Consider the following 16,298-nt stretch of genomic DNA (forward strand, 5'->3'; position numbering starts at 1 on the left):
ATGATCTTAATTGTTAGTCATCGTACAACATAAGCGACATGCCTTCAACAAGTCCGCTGTAAGTATTGATACTAATGCATTCTTAGCGGTTTGGGTGTCAAAATGATTGCGCAATCGTTGTATGATGACAGATGTTTGTTAGCGCAATATATAGTCAATCCGGAAAAGGATGAGTCAAATGGAGCAGCCCCCTCTCTATATCCGCGTTCACCCGCAGGACAACGTCGCGATTGTTGTCAACGACGGCGGTCTGCCAGGGGGAGCGGTCTTCCCTGACGGTCTCGTGTTGCGCGAGCGCGTGCCGCAAGGTCATAAGGTGGCGCTGGCGGATCTCGCCGAAGGCGCCGAAGTCATCCGCTACAACGTGGTGATCGGGTATGCGCTCAAGGCGCTGCCGAAGGGCAGCTGGATCAATGAGCACGTGATTCGTATGCCCAATCCGCCTGGACTTGAAGGCCTGCCGCTCGCAACGGTCAAACCGCCGGCGATGCCGCCGCTCGAGGGCTTCACCTTCGAGGGGTATCGAAACGCGGACGGTTCAGTCGGTTCACGCAACATCCTTGCGATTACGACGACCGTTCAATGCGTGGCCGATGTAGTCGAGCACGCGGTCGTGCGGATCAAGGCCGAACTGCTGCCGCGTTACCCCAATGTCGACGATGTCGTTGGCCTGGGGCACACGTATGGCTGCGGCGTTGCTATTGATGCGCCGGATGCGATGGTGCCTATCCGCACGGTTCGCAACATCAGCCTGAATCCGAATTTCGGCGGCGAAGTGATGATGGTGAGCCTCGGTTGCGAAAAGCTGCAGCCGGAGCGGCTGATGCCGCCGGGGACCATTCCGATCGCGACCGTTGACAACGTGGAAGACGTAGCCGATATCGGCGACCTCGCGCATGACTTGAACGGCGATGTCGTGGTCCTGCAGGACGATGCCCACGTCGGCTTCCAGTCGATGATCGACTCGATCATGAGGATGGCTGAAGGTCATCTCCACAGGCTCAATAACCGGCGCCGCGAAACCTGTCCGGCGTCCGATCTCGTGGTCGGCGTGCAGTGCGGCGGCAGCGACGCATTTTCAGGACTCACGGCCAACCCCGCGGTCGGATTCGCCTCGGATCTTTTGGTTCGCGCAGGCGCCACCGTCATGTTCTCCGAGGTCACCGAGGTTCGTGATGGTGTCGACCAGTTGACCCGTCGCGCGGCAACGCCGGAAGTGGCGGAGGCGATCATCCGCGAGATGCGGTGGTACGACGATTACCTGCAGCGTGGCAGCGCCGATCGCAGTGCGAACACGACACCGGGAAATAAAAAGGGCGGCTTGTCGAACATCGTCGAAAAGGCGATGGGCTCGATTATCAAATCAGGTAACGCCGCCATTTCGGGGGTGTTGTCGCCTGGCGAAAAGGTGAAGCAGAAGGGCTTGATCTATGCGGCGACGCCGGCAAGCGATTTTATCTGCGGCACGTTGCAACTCGCGGCAGGTATCAACCTGCATGTCTTCACGACCGGACGCGGCACGCCCTACAGTCTGGCCGAGGTGCCGGTCATCAAGGTCGCAACGCGCTCGGACCTGGCGCGCCGCTGGCATGATTTGATGGACGTCAATGCAGGCACCATCGCGACTGGAGACGCGACTATCGAGGATGTCGGCTGGGAACTATTTCGGCTGATGCTTGAAGTAGCGAGCGGCCGCAAGCAGACGTGCGCAGAAAAACTGAAGTTGCATAACGCCCTTGTCCTGTTCAATCCGGCTCCGGTGACCTGAGGTGTCGGCTGAGGGCCGTGCCCGGGAAACGCTGGGATAACCGCGGCAGACGTTAGAATCGCCGGCGTTATCTAAGAGGTCGGGATGGAACACATTGACGAATGCAAGCAGGGCGATGCGATTGGCGCTCGTGTTGAAAGCGTGACCCTGATCGACGTCGCGCGCGTCGCCGGCGTCGCACCGATGACGGTATCGCGCGCCTTGCATCGGCCCGAGCTCGTGCGCAGCGCGACACAGAAGAAGGTGCTCGATGCGGTCCGTGCGACCGGGTACGTGCCGAACATGCTGGCCGGGGCGCTCGCAAGCAGTAAGAGCAGCCTGGTCGCCGTCCTGTTGCCTACGATCGCCAGTTCTGTCTTTGCAGATACCGTCCAGGCGTTGATGGACGGATTGACCGCTGCCCGATATCAAACCTTGCTGGGATTGACGGGTTATTCGCCGCAACGTGAGGAGGAGCTCGTCGAGGCCATTCTGGGGCGCCGACCGGATGGGGTCGTGCTGGCGGGTACCGACCACACGAATGCCACCGTCGAACGGCTGACCCGGGCGAAGATTCCCGTCGTCGAGATATGGGACCTGACCGATACCCCGATTGACATCGTGATTGGTTTCTCACACGAAAAACTTGGGGAGGAGCTTGCGCGACACCTCATTAAAAAGGGCTATCGACGCTTCAGCGTTTTGTCGGTCGATGATCCTCGTGCGCTTCGCCGTGCCAATAGCTTTATTCACGAACTGCAGCGCCACGACATCGACAACGTTCGTTTTGTAATACGTCACGCTCCCGCTACGCTGCAGGTGGGGCGCGAAGGGGCGTCGGCGATATTGGAGGGAGGCGCGCCGGAGATTGTTGTCTGCAGTTCGGATACACTCGCGCAAGGGGTGCTTGCGCAAGCGGCAAGCCGCGGATTGAAGGTGCCTCAGGATCTGGCCGTGATGGGGTTTGGCGACCTGAGTACGGCGGCACACGTGTATCCCGCGTTGTCGACCGTGCGTGTCGATGGCGCCGCCATTGGTGCATGCACTGCACAGGCGTTGCTTGAGCGGTTCTCTAGAGACAATCAAGGGAAGAACTATCCGGTGCGTCTGGATACGGGTTTTGCGATTATCGACCGGGACAGTGCCTGAGCGATGCGCCGCGATGGAATGGCAGAGGTGGCGAGGGCGCTGAACGGCCTGCTTGCTGCATCCTCTATTCGCAACAACTTGGTGCAGGAAAATATCTATGTGGCCCAACTTTGAGAGTAGCCACTGGCCAGTTCCGCCTCGCGACGCTTACAGATAAGCGTCCAGTGCATTGGCCGCCACGAAGAGGGCGATCGTCTGTTTCACGTGTGAGCGGATGTCGCCGCGGACATCATCAAGATTTTCGCCCATCAAGGCTCTCATGAGCATCGGCGAGACGATCGCATCCAGGATCTGGGTCGCGAGAGTATGCGAATGCCGTTTATTCGCAGCGCGCGCTTGGGGTTCGAGGGTGCGCGCGGAGTGTTCGGCGATCATCGTCGCCACCGCTTCTATTGCGCGCGACCTGCCGGCGTCGCTCGTCAGTTTCGCAAGCGATGGAAACCGCGGCGCGTCCGCAACCACCATTCTGATCAGTCCGATCACCTCGTCGCTGAGCAATCGCGTGATGAGCGTTTGCGTCACCGATACCAGCCGTTGCGCAAGCGCCGCAGATTGCGGTGCCTCAAAAACGACTCGCAGGCTGCGTTCGCAGTTTCGTCTGACTACATCTGAAAACAGCGCTTCCTTGCCGCTGTACCGGCTGTAGAGCGTAGCCTTGCCCGCGCCTGCCGCCTCGGCGATGCGTTCAAGCGATGCCCCGCCAAAGCCGTATTGAAGGAACATGGCTGTGGCGGCATCGAGAATCCGCTCTTCGACGTCGCCTGCCATCGCGTTGGACGGACGGCCCTTCTTGCGTGAAAACATCGACCTGATCGGGCAGGACATTGTCCCTGCATCGGCATTTTTCGGGGTCCGGCTCACCGCTGTTCCTTGCATGAAATTACTTGGTGGAATTATCGCAGGCTTTTTGAATAGAACGATACCGTTCCGTTCTATTGTAGAATACATCTCAATATTATTTTGGAGATTGCAATGGCCGGAAGTGAAAGCGATAACAGCACGCCCTCCGGCGAAGACAAAGCCGATGCCGATCGCACCGAATCAGGCAAAGAGCAAGAGCAGGAAGCGTCCACGCCGATGAGCCCGGCGCGCAAGCGCCTGAACGCGATCATCGGCGGGGCGGTGCTGCTGGTCTGCGTGGCGGCAGGCGTCGCTTACTGGCTGCATAGCCGGCACTACGAAAGCACGGACGACGCATTCATCGATAGCAATCAGAGCCAGATCGCGTCGCAGGTGAGCGGGCGTGTCGTCGAACTGCTGGTCGCCGATAACCAGCACGTCGAGAAAAACCAGCCGCTGCTGCGGATCGACCGGCGCGATTTTGAAGTCAAGCTTGAACAAGCCGAAGCGCAGGAAGCGAATGCGGTCGCACAAGTCGCGCAGGCGCGTGCCGACCTGCTTTACCAGATGGCCAGCCTTGCGCAGCAGACGGCGCAGGTGCGGGTCGCGGAAGCAGACCTGACGCAGGCGAAACAGGATCTGGCCCGGTTCACGGGAACCGATCCGGCCGCCATCACGCGCCAGCAGCTGGAACAAAGCCAGGCGACGACCAAGAGCGCGTTCGCCAAGCTCGATAGCGCGAAACAGGCGGTGCAGGCCGGCGAGGCCCAGGTTGCGTCGCAGAGGACGAAGATCGACGCCGCGCAGGCGTCGGTGCGCCAGAACCATGCCGATGTCGACAATGCGAAGCTGCAACTGAGCTACACCGAGGTGCTCGCCCCGCAAGCAGGGAAGGTGACGCGCCGCACCGTCAACCTCGGCAACTACGTCACGCCTGGGCAAGCGCTGGTCGCGGTCGTTCCCGACGATATGTGGGTCACCGCCAACTTCAAGGAAACGCAGCTTGTTCACATGAACGTGGGACAACCGGTGGATGTCACCGTCGATGCCTATCCGGACAAGGTCCTTCATGCGCACATAGAGAGTCTGCAGCGCGGGACCGGGTCGGTCTTCAGCAGCCTGCCCGCGGAAAACGCGACGGGCAACTACGTGAAGGTCGTGCAGCGCCTGCCCGTCAAGATCGTGTTTGACGGCGACGACTGGCGGCATCTGCCGCTCGCGCCGGGCCTCTCGGTCAGCCCGCGCGTGACGGTGCGGTAACCATGGCCGCTCCCTACGCAGCCCACGACCCATTACCCAGGTCGGCGGCGGGGTCGTTCAACCCTTGGCTGATCGCGGTCATCGTGTCGATCGCGACCTTCATGGAAGTGCTCGACACCACCATCGCGAACGTGGCGCTCCGGCATATTGCAGGCGGCCTGGGTGCGAGTCTCGACCAGAGCACCTACATCACGACCAGCTATCTCGTGAGCAACGCAATCGTTTTGCCGATCAGCGGATGGCTCGCGAACGTGATCGGCCGCAAGCGCTTCTACATGCTCTGCGTGTTGCTGTTCACGGTCAGTTCGGTGGCATGCGGATTCGCGACGTCGCTGCCGATGATGATCGCCTTTCGTGTGCTCCAGGGCCTGGGCGGCGGCGGCTTGGCTCCCGTTGAGCAAAGCATCTTCGCCGATACCTTCACGCCTGAAAAACGTGCGATGGCGTTCGCGCTTTACGGCTTCACGGTCGTCACGGCGCCTGCCATTGGACCAATGCTGGGCGGCTGGATCACCGAGAACTATTCGTGGCACTGGGTGTTCCTGATCAACTTGCCTGTGGGGATAGTGTCGCTGGTGCTGACGTGGATGTTCGTGAGCGACAGCAAGCTGGTGCAGCAGGAGCGGCGTGCCCTGCTCAATAAAGGTTTGCGGATCGACTACCTGGGCTTTTTTCTCGTTGCGGCCGGTTTCGGCAGCCTGCAGATCGTGCTCGACAAGTTCGAGCGCGAGGACGGGTTTTCATCGAATTTCATCTGCCTGTTCACGGCGATCGCAGGTGTGTCGCTCGTGGCGCTGGTGATTCGTGAACTGACCACCGCGCAGCCGATCGTGAACCTGCGGCTGTTCAAGTCGCGCGCTTTTGCCATCAGTTGCACTGTGATGTTTGCGTTCGGCTTCATCATCAACAGCACGACTCAGATGCTGCCGCAATTCACGCAGGAACTGCTGGGCTATGACGCGACCAACGCGGGCCTGACGTTGGGTTTGGGCGGCCTCGTCACGGTGTTCATCATGCCAATAGCAGGCATGGTGACCGGGCGCCTGTTCCAGCCCAAATGGCTCGTCATGATGTCGCTCGCCGGCACCGGATTCGCGTTGCTCCATACCGCTGGACTCGACTTGAACATCGGCTTCTGGGATGTATCGTTGTCGCGGCTTTATCAGGTCATCTGGTTGCCGTTCCTCTTCATTCCGCTTTCGACCGTGCAGTTCATCGGCATCCCGCCGAAAGAGAACAACAATGCATCGGCGCTGATCAACATGATGCGTAATCTCGGTGGCAGTTTCGGCGTGTCGCTGGTGACGACGCAGCTCGCGTGGCGGGGACAGTTTCACCATGCGAGGCTCGCGGAGCACATCACGCCTTATAACGGCTTTGTCAGCTCGCTTGGATCGATTGCCGCGAGGGTCGAGCAGCAGGCGTCGGTCATGAGTTACCTCGATGTGTTCATCATGCTGGGCGTGATCTCGCTCGTGCTGTGTCCTATTTGTTTCTTGTTGCCGAAGCTGCCGAAGGGGGCACAGGTCAATGCGCATTGATTATCGATGGATTCCGTTCGTAGCCTTCTTGTCTGCCTGCACGATGGGCCCCGACTTCAAGCGTCCCGTATTGCAGACGCCGGCGCAATGGCCGGATGCGCAGACCGCGGACGCCGTTCGTTCGGTCCCGGTGCCTGAACCCGTTGATCCGCTGTGGTGGAACAGTTTCGGCGATCCGCTTCTGACGGAGCTGGTCACACGCGCCATCGACAACAATCTCGATCTCAAGGTCGCGGCGGCGCGGATCGCCGAGTCGCGGGCGCAGTTCGGGCAAGCGAAAGCGGACGAGTTCCCTACGTTGAACGGTAACGCGTCCTACACGCGTGAGCTTCAGAGTGCCGATGGCGTTATCGGCCTGCTCGGGGGCAGCGGGTCACCGTCGGCGACAGATACGAACGGGCTGGGCGGACGACAAGGCGGCATACCGACGCAAAGCGCGACATCGAGTGCATTGCCACCGTTCAACCTGTATCAATATGGCTTCGATGCATCGTGGGAACTCGATCTCTGGGGCCGCGTGAGGCGCACGGCAGAAAACGCGAGCGCCACCGTCGATGCACAAAACGAAGCGCGGCACGATGCGATCGTGTCGACGGCTGCGGAAGTCGCCCGCGATTATCTCAATCTGCGCGGAACGCAGGAAAAGCTGCGCATTACGCGGGAAAACCTCACATTTGCCGAACGCACCGTGCAGTTGACGAACGAGCGTGCCAAGCATGGACTCGCTACCGATCTCGATGTTGCCAATGCGCAGAGCCAGGCCGAGTCGAACGCCGCGGATATTCCGCAGGCGGAGCAGCAGGAAGCGAAGCTGATCAACGCCATTGGCGTCTTGCTCGGGGAGTATCCGCAAACGCTCGCGGCGAAGCTGAAGGAAGCGCCGGCCGTGCCCGTGGTACCACCGCGCGTGCCGATCGGGCTTTCGTCGGAACTCGCGAGGCGCAGGCCAGATATCCGCGAGGCGGAAGCGCAGCTTCATGCAGCGACGGCGAATATCGGCGCGGCGAAGGCGGATTTTTTCCCCAAGATCACGCTGTCGGGAAGCGTCGCCATTCAGGCGACACAATTCACGAATCTCGGGAGCTGGGGCGCGCGCAGCTACAGTGCGGGGCCGAGCCTTTCGATTCCCATTTTCGAAGGCGGGCGGTTGCGCTCCACACTTGCCTTGAGAGAGGCGCAGCAGCAGGAGGCGGCGATCACGTACCGCAAGACGGTGCTCTCGGCCTTCCAGGAAGTCGATGACGCGCTCACGGGCTTTAACGCCGAGCAGCGTCGCCGAGACCGGCTGGATGCAAGCGTGCAAGCGTCAAAACGCGCATTGGACATCGCAAACCAGCGCTATGTCCGGGGTCTGTCGAATTACCTCGATGTGTTGACGGCGCAAAAAGCCTTGCTGACGAGCGAGCAGCAATGGGTCGACAGCACGGCGACGGTATCGACGAACCTCGTTGCGCTATACAAGGCGCTGGGCGGCGGGTGGGATGCGCAGGCCGGGCAGTATGCGGGTGGCGGCGTAGCGTCCACGGCCGGGCGAGAATGAAGCTGGACGATTGATGTGTTAGACGTTGCCCAGCCGATCCGCCAGAAGTACCCTTGAACCGGATTTTGTCACCAATTTTGTCACCACAGAGGCGTCATGGACGAGTCGTTTTGTTGCCAAATTCAAGGGACTCTCGATGAAGCGCGTCTCGCGACCGGCTGATGTCGTCCCGTTTCATAGACAAGTCAAAACGCTCTTCCTCTCTCGGAAGCGGTGACGTGAATGCTCTGAAAACAACAAAGCCGACGAACAACAGAATACAGATAACCGATGGAATCTCGAACAGTATGTGACTCATGGAGCCTCCCGCCGCGCCTCAATGAACGCAAATAACCTTACGAGCTTCCATCGTAGGCCGATCGCCTTGGCTTGAGAAACGATTAAGTTTCACGTGTATGTGAGAAATATTCGCTTCGTGCGTGGGGGTCCTGACCGTCACGGTCAGGACAATGAGAACGTGTCAGTTCATGGCCTAAAACCAACTAAAGTCAGTGGCGACGGAAACGGTGCGTCTCCAACGTCAGTGAGTCGCGTCGCATGCTGATACGCGACCTTTCACACGGCTGGGCAATGCCCCGTCAGGACAACAGCCCTGACGGGACGACGCGACCTTTTATGCGAGGTCGAACCGGTCGAGGTTCATCACCTTCACCCACGCTGCGACGAAGTCGTGGACGAACTTTTCCTGCGCGTCCTCAGTTGCATAGACTTCACTCAGGGCCCGGAGCTGGGATTGGGCGCCGAAGATCAGATCGACGGGAGTGCCGGTCCACTTTCGCGCGCCGGTCTTCCGGTCACGCCCCTCGAACACATCCCGGGCCGACGAGAGCGACTGCCATTCCGTACCCATGTCGAGCAAGTTGCGGAAGAAGTCGTTGGTCAGCACTTCCGGGCGGTCGGTGAATGCGCCATGTGAATTCTTCCCGGCATTGACGTTCAGGGCACGCAAGCCGCCAATGAGCACCGTCATCTCCGGGGCGGTCAGGGTCAGCAGTTGCGCCTTGTCGATCAGCAAAGCCTCCGCCGGAACCTTGAACTTACCCTTCAGATAATTGCGGAAGCCGTCGGCGACTGGTTCGAGCGCAGCGACTGATTGCACGTCGGTCTGTTCCTGCGAGGCGTCCATGCGGCCCGGCGTGAAAGGCACGGTCACTGGATGCCCGGCGTTTTTCGCCGCCTGCTCGATGCCGGCGCCCCCGGCCAGCACAATCAAGTCGGCAAGCGACACCTTCTTGCCGCCGGACTGTGCGCTGTTGAACTCACCCTGGATGCCTTCGAGAACCTTCAACACCTTCGACAACTGCTCAGGCTGGTTGACCTCCCAATCCTTCTGCGGCGCCAGCCGAATGCGCGCGCCATTGGCGCCGCCGCGCTTGTCGGAACCACGGAAGGTGGACGCCGACGCCCAGGCGGTCGATACCAGCTCCGAGACGGACAGCCCTGACGCCAGGATCTTCTGCTTGAGTGAAGCGATGTCCGCCTCTTCGACCAAAGGATGATCTGCCGCCGGGATGGGATCCTGCCAGAGCAGTTCTTCAGCCGGCACTTCCGGGCCGAGATAGCGAACGCGCGGTCCCATGTCGCGGTGCGTCAACTTGAACCAGGCCCGGGCGAAGGCGTCGGCTAACTGCTCAGGATTTTCCAGGAAGCGCCGCGAGATCTTCTCGTATGCGGGGTCGAAGCGCAGCGAGAGATCGGTGGTGAGCATGGTTGGCAGCAGCTTCTTCGACGGATCGTGGGCGTGCGGGATCGTTGCGCCGGTATCCTTGGCAACCCACTGATTGGCGCCGGCGGGGCTCTTTGTCAGCTCCCATTCGAAGCCGAAGAGGTTTTGGAAGAAGCCGTTGCTCCATTGCGTCGGCGTGCTGGTCCAGGTGACTTCCAGACCGCTGGTGATCGTATCGCCGCCCTTGCCGCTACCGAAGCTGTTCTTCCAGCCCAGTCCCTGGTTCTCAAGATCGGCAGACTCGGGTTCGGGACCCACGTTGTCGGCAGGACCGGCTCCGTGCGTCTTGCCAAACGTGTGGCCACCCGCAATCAGCGCGACGGTTTCCTCGTCGTTCATCGCCATGCGCGCAAAGGTTTCACGGATGTCGTGCGCTGCGGCAAGCGGGTCCGGGTTGCCGTCTGGACCTTCCGGGTTGACATAGATCAGGCCCATCTGCACGGCGCCCAAGGGATTTTCCAGGTTGCGTCCGCTATCGGTACGGCTGGCCTCTTCGCCGTGCTTCTCTGCGTCGGCTACGATCACGCCGCCGTCGTCGTCTTCGCCCGCAGCGCCCTTGCCATAGCGGACGTCGCCGCCCAGCCAGGTCTTTTCGTTGCCCCAGTAGACGTCCTGGTCCGGTTCCCATGTGTCCTCGCGGCCGCCGGCGAAGCCGAAGGTCTTGAAGCCCATGGTCTCGAGCGCGACATTGCCGGTGAGGATCAACAGGTCAGCCCAGGAAATCTTCTGGCCATACTTCTGCTTGATCGGCCAGAGCAGGCGGCGAGCTTTGTCCAGGCTGACATTGTCCGGCCAACTGTTGAGCGGCGCGAAACGCTGCTGGCCGCGCCCGGCACCACCGCGGCCGTCGCCAATGCGGTACGTGCCAGCGCTGTGCCAAGCCATGCGGATAAATAGCGGACCGTAGTGGCCGAAGTCCGCCGGCCACCAATCCTGCGAATCGGTCATCAGCGCCGCGAGGTCCTTCTTTACCGCAGCCAGGTCAAGGCTCTTGAAAGCCTCGGCGTAGTTGAAGCCGTTGTCCATCGGGTTGGACTTGCCGGAATGCTGGCTGAGCAGGTCCACCCGCAGTTGCTTCGGCCACCAGTCACGGTTCGTCGTGCCGCCGCCCGCGGCATGGTTGAACGGACACTTTGCGTCATTTGACATGCGTTATCTCCTTCAGAGGACGTACCCACTACTTTTTCTTTAGGGCGTTAGGCTTTCATGGTGCACTGCATCGATGGCCCCGCGCCCGCGGGTCTTCCGGGAAATCCCGTGGTGGGCTCATGCTGTTGATCACCCGAGGCGCAAGCTATTACTCCGGCATGCGATGTCGTAGCGTACATTGAACGAGCACTGCTCGCGTTGGCGACGCCTGCTCCAGTCAAATATAAGCGCGTGTGATCATCAACAGAATTAGATTCGTGCAATGCCGTTGATAGGTCACAGCTATATCGTGACGGACGTAGACCCCCGGCCGTGCTGCCTGATCGTGCCGTCCGATCTCGTCGATAGTAGACGATCAACACGCAATACGACATCAAATCGCGGACCTCTCTTGTAGGCGTTCTTCGCTAATACCCCAAGGTTTAAAACGCTCCCCTCTCAAGTTCGGCGAACAGCCAATCCTGGAAGCTACGCAGCTTTGGCAATTCCGCTCGCGACTTCAACAGGTTCAACGTATAGCCTTGCACGTTTAATCCGTCGAACCCGAACGGCGCCACCAGCCTCCCGGTTTCCAGTTCACGTTGCGCCAAAAGCAGGCTTTCCAGGCAGACGCCCAGACCATCGACCGCCGCGCTGATCGCCATGAACGAGCGATCGAAGCGCGGCCCGCGTCCGATGTCGAGCCGAGTCTTTCGATGCAGACGCATCCAGTCACGCCAGCCGACCAGACATCCCTCGCTGTGAATTAGCGGATGGTGCTGCAAGTCGGCGACGCCGCGCAGCGGATAAACGCCCGCCATGAGCGCCGGCGCGCACAACGCAACGATCTTCTCCGGCGGCAGTTCGAGCACCATCGTGCCGGCCGGTTGCAATTTCCGGGGACCGTAGCGGATGTCGATGTCGACCGCCTCCGAAATCAGATTCACTGCCTCTGACGATGCATTCAAACGCACATCGATATCCGGATGCGCTGCGCTGAATCGCGCAATGCGCGGCATCAGCCATTGCGTCGCAAAGCTCGGCGTTGAATGGATCGTAAGGATGTCGCTCTTCGCGACCCGGCCGATCTCGCGGGTCGCCACGTCGATCCTCGCAAACGCCGAGGTTATTTCCTCCGCGTATTGCCGTCCGGAGTCCGTCAGGATCACCGAGCGGTGCAGCCGATGGAACAAGCGGATCGCCAATTGATCTTCGAGCAGCTTGATTTGATGGCTGATGGCGGAGGGCGTCACGAACAATTCTTCTGCTGCGAACGCGAACGACGAGAGCCGCGCGGCGGCTTCGAATGCTTGTATCGACTTGAGAGTGACGCGATTGTGCATGGCAGCATCAAGGTGAATTCAATTCATCCATTGACCATCTTAATTCGTTTGAGCGCTGACGGCAGGGATATTACGCTTGAATCATTGGCAGCGGCATTGACGCGGCCCATGCAACGGAACCCTCGAGGACACCAAAGTGAACATTAGCGAAACCGCGCCCTATGCCGAACTCGCGGAGCACGCCTATCAGATCCGCCGCAACGCGCTGCGCATGGGCGAGGTGCAAGGACAGGGCTATATCGGGCAGGCACTCGACATCGCCGATGTGCTGGCCGTCGCTTACTTCCGCGCCATGCGCTATCGCGCCGAGGACCCCGAGTGGGAGGGCCGCGACCGCTTCCTGCTATCCAACGGCCATTACGCGATCGCGCTCTACGCTGCGCTGATCGAGGCCGGCATCATCGCCGACGAGGAACTCGAGACCTATGGCAGCGACGATAGCCGCCTGCCGATGTCCGGCATGGCGAGCTACACCCCGGGCATGGAGATGTCCGGCGGCTCGTTAGGGCAGGGTCTGACGATTGCGGTCGGCCGGTGTCTTGGCCTGAAGCGCAAAGGTTCCGACGCGTTTGTCTACACGCTCTTCTCCGACGGCGAACTGGACGAAGGCGCGGTGTGGGAAGGGATCATGTCCGCCGCCCATTGGCGGCTGGACAACCTGATCGCGATGGTTGACGTGAACAACCAGCAGGCGGACGGGCCGTCCTCGACCGTCATGGCGTTCGAGCCGCTGGTCGACAAGCTGCTGGCGTTCGGCTGGTTCGTACAACGCGTGGACGGCAACGATCTCGCCGCCGTCGTTGCCGCTTTCGATGCAGCGCGCGCGCATCCCGAAGCGCAACCGCGGATTATCGTCTGCGATACGCGGATGGGTTGCGGCGTGCCGTTTCTAGAAGCACGTGAGAAGAACCACTTTATCCGCGTCGATGCGCATGAGTGGCAACTTGCATTGCAAGCGCTGGAAGCCGGGAAAACCGTATGAGCGCCGCAACACCGAAACCGCGTCTGAAAACCTCGGCGATGATCGCCTCGATCGCGGGCGAAGGACAAATTACGCGCTCGGCTCCGTTCGGCCACGCACTGGTCGAGCTGGCGCGCAACCGTCCTGAAGTGGTCGGCATGACCGCCGATCTAGGCAAATACACTGACCTGCATCTATTCGCGAAGGAGTATCCCGAGCGCTACTACCAGATGGGGATGGCCGAGCAACTGCTGATGGGCGCCGCCGCCGGCATGGCACACGAAGGATCGCAGCCGTTCGTCACCACGTACGCGGTGTTCGCCGCGCGCCGTGCCTATGACTTCATTCACCAGGCGATTGCCGAGGACAACCTCGATGTCAAGATCGTCTGCGCATTGCCCGGCCTCACGACCGGCTACGGCCCGAGTCACCAGGCGGCCGAAGATCTTGCGCTGTTCCGTGCGATGCCGAACCTCACGGTGATCGATCCGTGCGACGCGCTCGAAATCGAGCAGATGGTGCCGGCGATCGCCGACCATCGCGGGCCGGTCTACGCGCGGCTGTTGCGCGGCAACGTGCCGCTCGTGCTCGACGAATACGACTACCAGTTCGAAATCGGCCGAGCCAAGCTGCTACGCGACGGCGCCGAGGTGCTGATCATCTCGACGGGGATCATGACCATGCGTGCCCTGGAAACGGCCAAGGCGCTGGCGACCGATCGCATCGACGTGGGCGTGCTGCACGTGCCGACCATCAAGCCGCTCGACACCGCCACGCTGCTGCGCGAAGCACGCCGTTCCGGCCGCCTCGTCGTGGTGGCGGAGAATCACACGGTAGTCGGCGGCCTGGGCGAGGCGGTCGCCGCGGTGCTGTTGACCAATGGCGTGACGCCGCCATTTCGCCAGATCGGACTGCCCGACGCGTTCCTCGACGCCGGTGCGCTGCCCACCTTGCACGACCGTTACGGCATTTCCACGCAAGCAATGTGCGACACGATCAAAGGCTGGCTTCGATAGATGCCGCAGACGCCCGTAGTCGCCGGCGATAAAAATTCGGATGACGAAGCAAACCATCAACATCACGTTCAGGAGATTCGCATCATGTCAGAGTCACGTCTACTCGACGGCAAGGTCGCCGTCATTTCCGGCGGCGCGTCGCCGCGCGGCATCGGCATGGCAACCGCCCGTATGTTCGCCGCGCACGGCGCGCGCATCGCTATCTTTGATCTCGACGAAGCCGCCGCGGTCGAAGCCGCTGCGTCGATCGGGCCCGAACATCGGGGCTACGTGTGCAACGTGACCGACCGTGGCGCCTGCCAGGCCGCTGTCGAGCGCACTGTCGCCGATTTTTCTTCGATCGATATTCTGATCAACAACGCCGGCATTACCCAGGCCGCCAAGCTGCTCGAGATCGACCCTGAAAGCTGGGACCGTATCCTCGACGTCAACCTGCGTGGTGTGCTGTACCTGTCGCAAGCGGTCGTCCCGCAGATGAAGAAACAGAAGAGCGGATCGATTGGCTGCATGTCGTCGGTGTCCGCCCAGCGCGGCGGCGGCATTCTTGGCGGCCCCCATTACTCGGCTGCGAAGGCCGGCGTGCTGGGCCTCGCCAAAGCCATGGCGCGAGAACTCGGCAACGACGGCATCCGCGTGAACTGCGTGACGCCGGGCCTTATCCAGACCGACATCAACGCGGGCAAGATCACCGACGACAAGCGCGTCGAAATTCTCGCCGGCATTCCGCTTAACCGTCTGGGCGTACCTGACGATGTGGCCGGCGCATTCCTGTTCCTCGCGTCGAACCTGTCGTCGTATATTACCGGCGCGGTGATCGACGTGAATGGTGGCATGCTGATTCACGGCTGACGCCCCTGGCGAAGGCGGGCCGTCTGGCGGGAGACCGGGCGGCGGCGATAAAGACTGTGTAGTAAAGAACAAACGACCGCGGCGAGCGACACGTGCAGCCGCTGCGGTTCAGATTCGAAAACTATAACGACACGCCATATTGGAGGAAGACACCATGACTACGCGTTCAAACGTCCCGCAGGGCATCAGCCGCCGCACCTTTCTGAAGGCCGGCGCCACCTTGTCCGCCGCCGTGCCGCTATGGAGCATCTCGCGCCGCGCGATTGCCGCTCCTGAGTTTTCGTACAAGCTCGCGACCGGCCAGGATCCGACCCACCCGGTCAACATCCGCGCTCAGGAGGCGATCAATCACATTCGTGAGGCGACCAACGGCCGCCTCGATATCAAGCTGTTTCCGCAGAATCAGCTTGGCTCCGACACCGATCTGCTGTCCCAAGTGCGCAATGGCGGCGTCGAGTTCTTCAACCAGGCCTCGTCGATTCTGGCGACACTCACGCCCGCTGCGGGCATCGTCAACACTGGCTTCGCGTTCAAGGACTACGACGCGGTGTGGAAGGCGATGGACGGCGATCTCGGCACCTATATCCGTGCGCAGATCGCGAAGTCGGGCATTGTCTCGGTGAGCAAGGTCTGGGACAACGGCTTCCGGCAGATCAGTTCATCGACCCGGGCGTTGCGCGCGCCGGCCGATCTGAAGGGCTTCAAGATCCGCGTGCCGCAAGCGCCGATGCTGACCTCGCTGTTCAAGGCGCTCGACGCGGGGCCCTCACCGATCAATTTCAACGAGCTGTATTCGGCGTTGCAAACCGGCGTGGTGGAGGGCCAGGAAAATCCACTGCCGATCATCGCGACCGCCAAGCTCTATGAAGTGCAGAAGTACATCAGCCTCACGTCGCATGTGTGGGACGGTTACTGGATTCTCGGCAACCGCCCCGCATGGGAGCGCCTGCCAGCCGACATCCGCGCAATCGTCACCCGCGAATTCGAAAAGGCCGCGATGCTGCAACGTGCGGACATTGCCAAGCTCAGCATCTCGTTGCGCGACGACCTGAAAGCGAAAGGCATTAGCTTTATCGACGTCGACCGTGAAGCCTTCCGTGGCGCGCTCGCCAAGACGAGCTTCTATCACGACTGGAAAGCCAAATACGGCGACGAGGCGTGGGGGCTGCTGGAGAAGTCCGTCGGAAAACTGGGGTAA

12 protein-coding genes are annotated in these 16,298 nt (G+C 60.9%); 9 read left to right on the forward strand and 3 right to left on the reverse strand.

The features are described 5' to 3' along the window. Positions 1–178: 178 nt before the first annotated feature. Complete coding sequence (garD, locus tag BSU04_RS36935) at positions 179–1,768, forward strand: galactarate dehydratase (protein ID WP_089165168.1); 1,590 nt, start codon at positions 179–181, stop codon at positions 1,766–1,768. A gap of 84 nt (positions 1,769–1,852) precedes the next feature. Further along, positions 1,853–2,896, forward strand: a complete 1,044-nt coding sequence (locus BSU04_RS36940; protein WP_089165169.1) for a LacI family DNA-binding transcriptional regulator — start codon at positions 1,853–1,855, stop codon at positions 2,894–2,896. A gap of 147 nt (positions 2,897–3,043) precedes the next feature. Here the strand turns inward: BSU04_RS36940 and BSU04_RS36945 are convergent, their stop codons facing one another. Then, positions 3,044–3,700 carry a TetR/AcrR family transcriptional regulator gene (locus BSU04_RS36945; protein ID WP_179258566.1) on the reverse strand — a complete coding sequence of 219 codons (657 nt, stop codon included), beginning with the start codon at positions 3,698–3,700 and terminating at the stop codon, positions 3,044–3,046. Between the two features lie 168 nt (positions 3,701–3,868). Between BSU04_RS36945 and BSU04_RS36950 the strand changes: the two genes are divergently transcribed. The 3 genes from BSU04_RS36950 to BSU04_RS36960 are packed head-to-tail and all read left to right on the forward strand — an operon-like array spanning position 3,869 to position 8,077. Continuing rightward, positions 3,869–4,996, forward strand: coding sequence for an HlyD family secretion protein (locus BSU04_RS36950; protein ID WP_089165171.1), 1,128 nt, complete (start codon positions 3,869–3,871; stop codon positions 4,994–4,996). A gap of 2 nt (positions 4,997–4,998) precedes the next feature. Beyond that, positions 4,999–6,537, forward strand: coding sequence for a DHA2 family efflux MFS transporter permease subunit (locus BSU04_RS36955; RefSeq protein WP_089165172.1), 1,539 nt, complete (start codon positions 4,999–5,001; stop codon positions 6,535–6,537). Next, positions 6,527–8,077, forward strand: coding sequence for an efflux transporter outer membrane subunit (locus BSU04_RS36960; RefSeq protein WP_089165173.1), 1,551 nt, complete (start codon positions 6,527–6,529; stop codon positions 8,075–8,077). Before BSU04_RS36955 ends, BSU04_RS36960 begins: the two co-directional genes overlap by 11 nt. A gap of 613 nt (positions 8,078–8,690) precedes the next feature. Here BSU04_RS36960 and katG read toward each other — a convergent pair. Next, a complete protein-coding gene (gene katG, locus BSU04_RS36965) occupies positions 8,691–10,952 on the reverse strand; it encodes a catalase/peroxidase HPI (RefSeq protein ID WP_089165174.1) in 2,262 nt (753 codons plus the stop codon). Between the two features lie 422 nt (positions 10,953–11,374). After that, the gene (gcvA, locus tag BSU04_RS36970; RefSeq protein WP_089165175.1) at positions 11,375–12,274 is read right to left on the reverse strand and encodes a transcriptional regulator GcvA; all 900 of its coding nucleotides are present in this window, start codon (positions 12,272–12,274) and stop codon (positions 11,375–11,377) included. Between the two features lie 136 nt (positions 12,275–12,410). Here gcvA and BSU04_RS36975 point away from each other — a divergent pair, with 136 nt between their 5' ends. The 4 genes from BSU04_RS36975 (at position 12,411) to BSU04_RS36990 (ending at position 16,298) form a co-directional block, all read left to right on the forward strand. Next, entirely contained in the window at positions 12,411–13,256 is an 846-nt protein-coding gene (locus BSU04_RS36975) for a transketolase (RefSeq protein WP_089165176.1), read from the forward strand. Continuing rightward, entirely contained in the window at positions 13,253–14,251 is a 999-nt protein-coding gene (locus BSU04_RS36980) for a transketolase family protein (protein ID WP_089165177.1), read from the forward strand. The genes BSU04_RS36975 and BSU04_RS36980 overlap by 4 nt, the downstream gene beginning before the upstream one ends. An 84-nt stretch (positions 14,252–14,335) precedes the next feature. Next, on the forward strand, positions 14,336–15,100 hold the full coding sequence (locus tag BSU04_RS36985; protein WP_089165205.1) for an SDR family NAD(P)-dependent oxidoreductase: 765 nt from the start codon (positions 14,336–14,338) through the stop codon (positions 15,098–15,100). A gap of 154 nt (positions 15,101–15,254) precedes the next feature. Next, the gene (locus tag BSU04_RS36990; RefSeq protein WP_089165178.1) at positions 15,255–16,298 is read left to right on the forward strand and encodes a TRAP transporter substrate-binding protein; all 1,044 of its coding nucleotides are present in this window, start codon (positions 15,255–15,257) and stop codon (positions 16,296–16,298) included.

Origin of the sequence: Caballeronia sordidicola (genome assembly GCF_002220365.1) — a bacterium.
Classification (GTDB): Bacteria; Pseudomonadota; Gammaproteobacteria; order Burkholderiales; family Burkholderiaceae; genus Caballeronia; species Caballeronia sordidicola_C.

Bases quoted from the DNA above. Each gene is read 5' to 3' on its own strand.
- garD (WP_089165168.1), top strand. From the start codon at position 179: ATGGAGCAGCCCCCTCTCTATATCCGCGTTCACCCGCAGGACAACGTC.
- BSU04_RS36940 (WP_089165169.1), top strand. From the start codon at position 1,853: ATGGAACACATTGACGAATGCAAGCAGGGCGATGCGATTGGCGCTCGT.
- BSU04_RS36945 (WP_179258566.1), bottom strand. From the start codon at position 3,700: ATGTTTTCACGCAAGAAGGGCCGTCCGTCCAACGCGATGGCAGGCGAC.
- BSU04_RS36950 (WP_089165171.1), top strand. From the start codon at position 3,869: ATGGCCGGAAGTGAAAGCGATAACAGCACGCCCTCCGGCGAAGACAAA.
- BSU04_RS36955 (WP_089165172.1), top strand. From the start codon at position 4,999: ATGGCCGCTCCCTACGCAGCCCACGACCCATTACCCAGGTCGGCGGCG.
- BSU04_RS36960 (WP_089165173.1), top strand. From the start codon at position 6,527: ATGCGCATTGATTATCGATGGATTCCGTTCGTAGCCTTCTTGTCTGCC.
- katG (WP_089165174.1), bottom strand. From the start codon at position 10,952: ATGTCAAATGACGCAAAGTGTCCGTTCAACCATGCCGCGGGCGGCGGC.
- gcvA (WP_089165175.1), bottom strand. From the start codon at position 12,274: ATGCACAATCGCGTCACTCTCAAGTCGATACAAGCATTCGAAGCCGCC.
- BSU04_RS36980 (WP_089165177.1), top strand. From the start codon at position 13,253: ATGAGCGCCGCAACACCGAAACCGCGTCTGAAAACCTCGGCGATGATC.
- BSU04_RS36985 (WP_089165205.1), top strand. From the start codon at position 14,336: ATGTCAGAGTCACGTCTACTCGACGGCAAGGTCGCCGTCATTTCCGGC.
- BSU04_RS36990 (WP_089165178.1), top strand. From the start codon at position 15,255: ATGACTACGCGTTCAAACGTCCCGCAGGGCATCAGCCGCCGCACCTTT.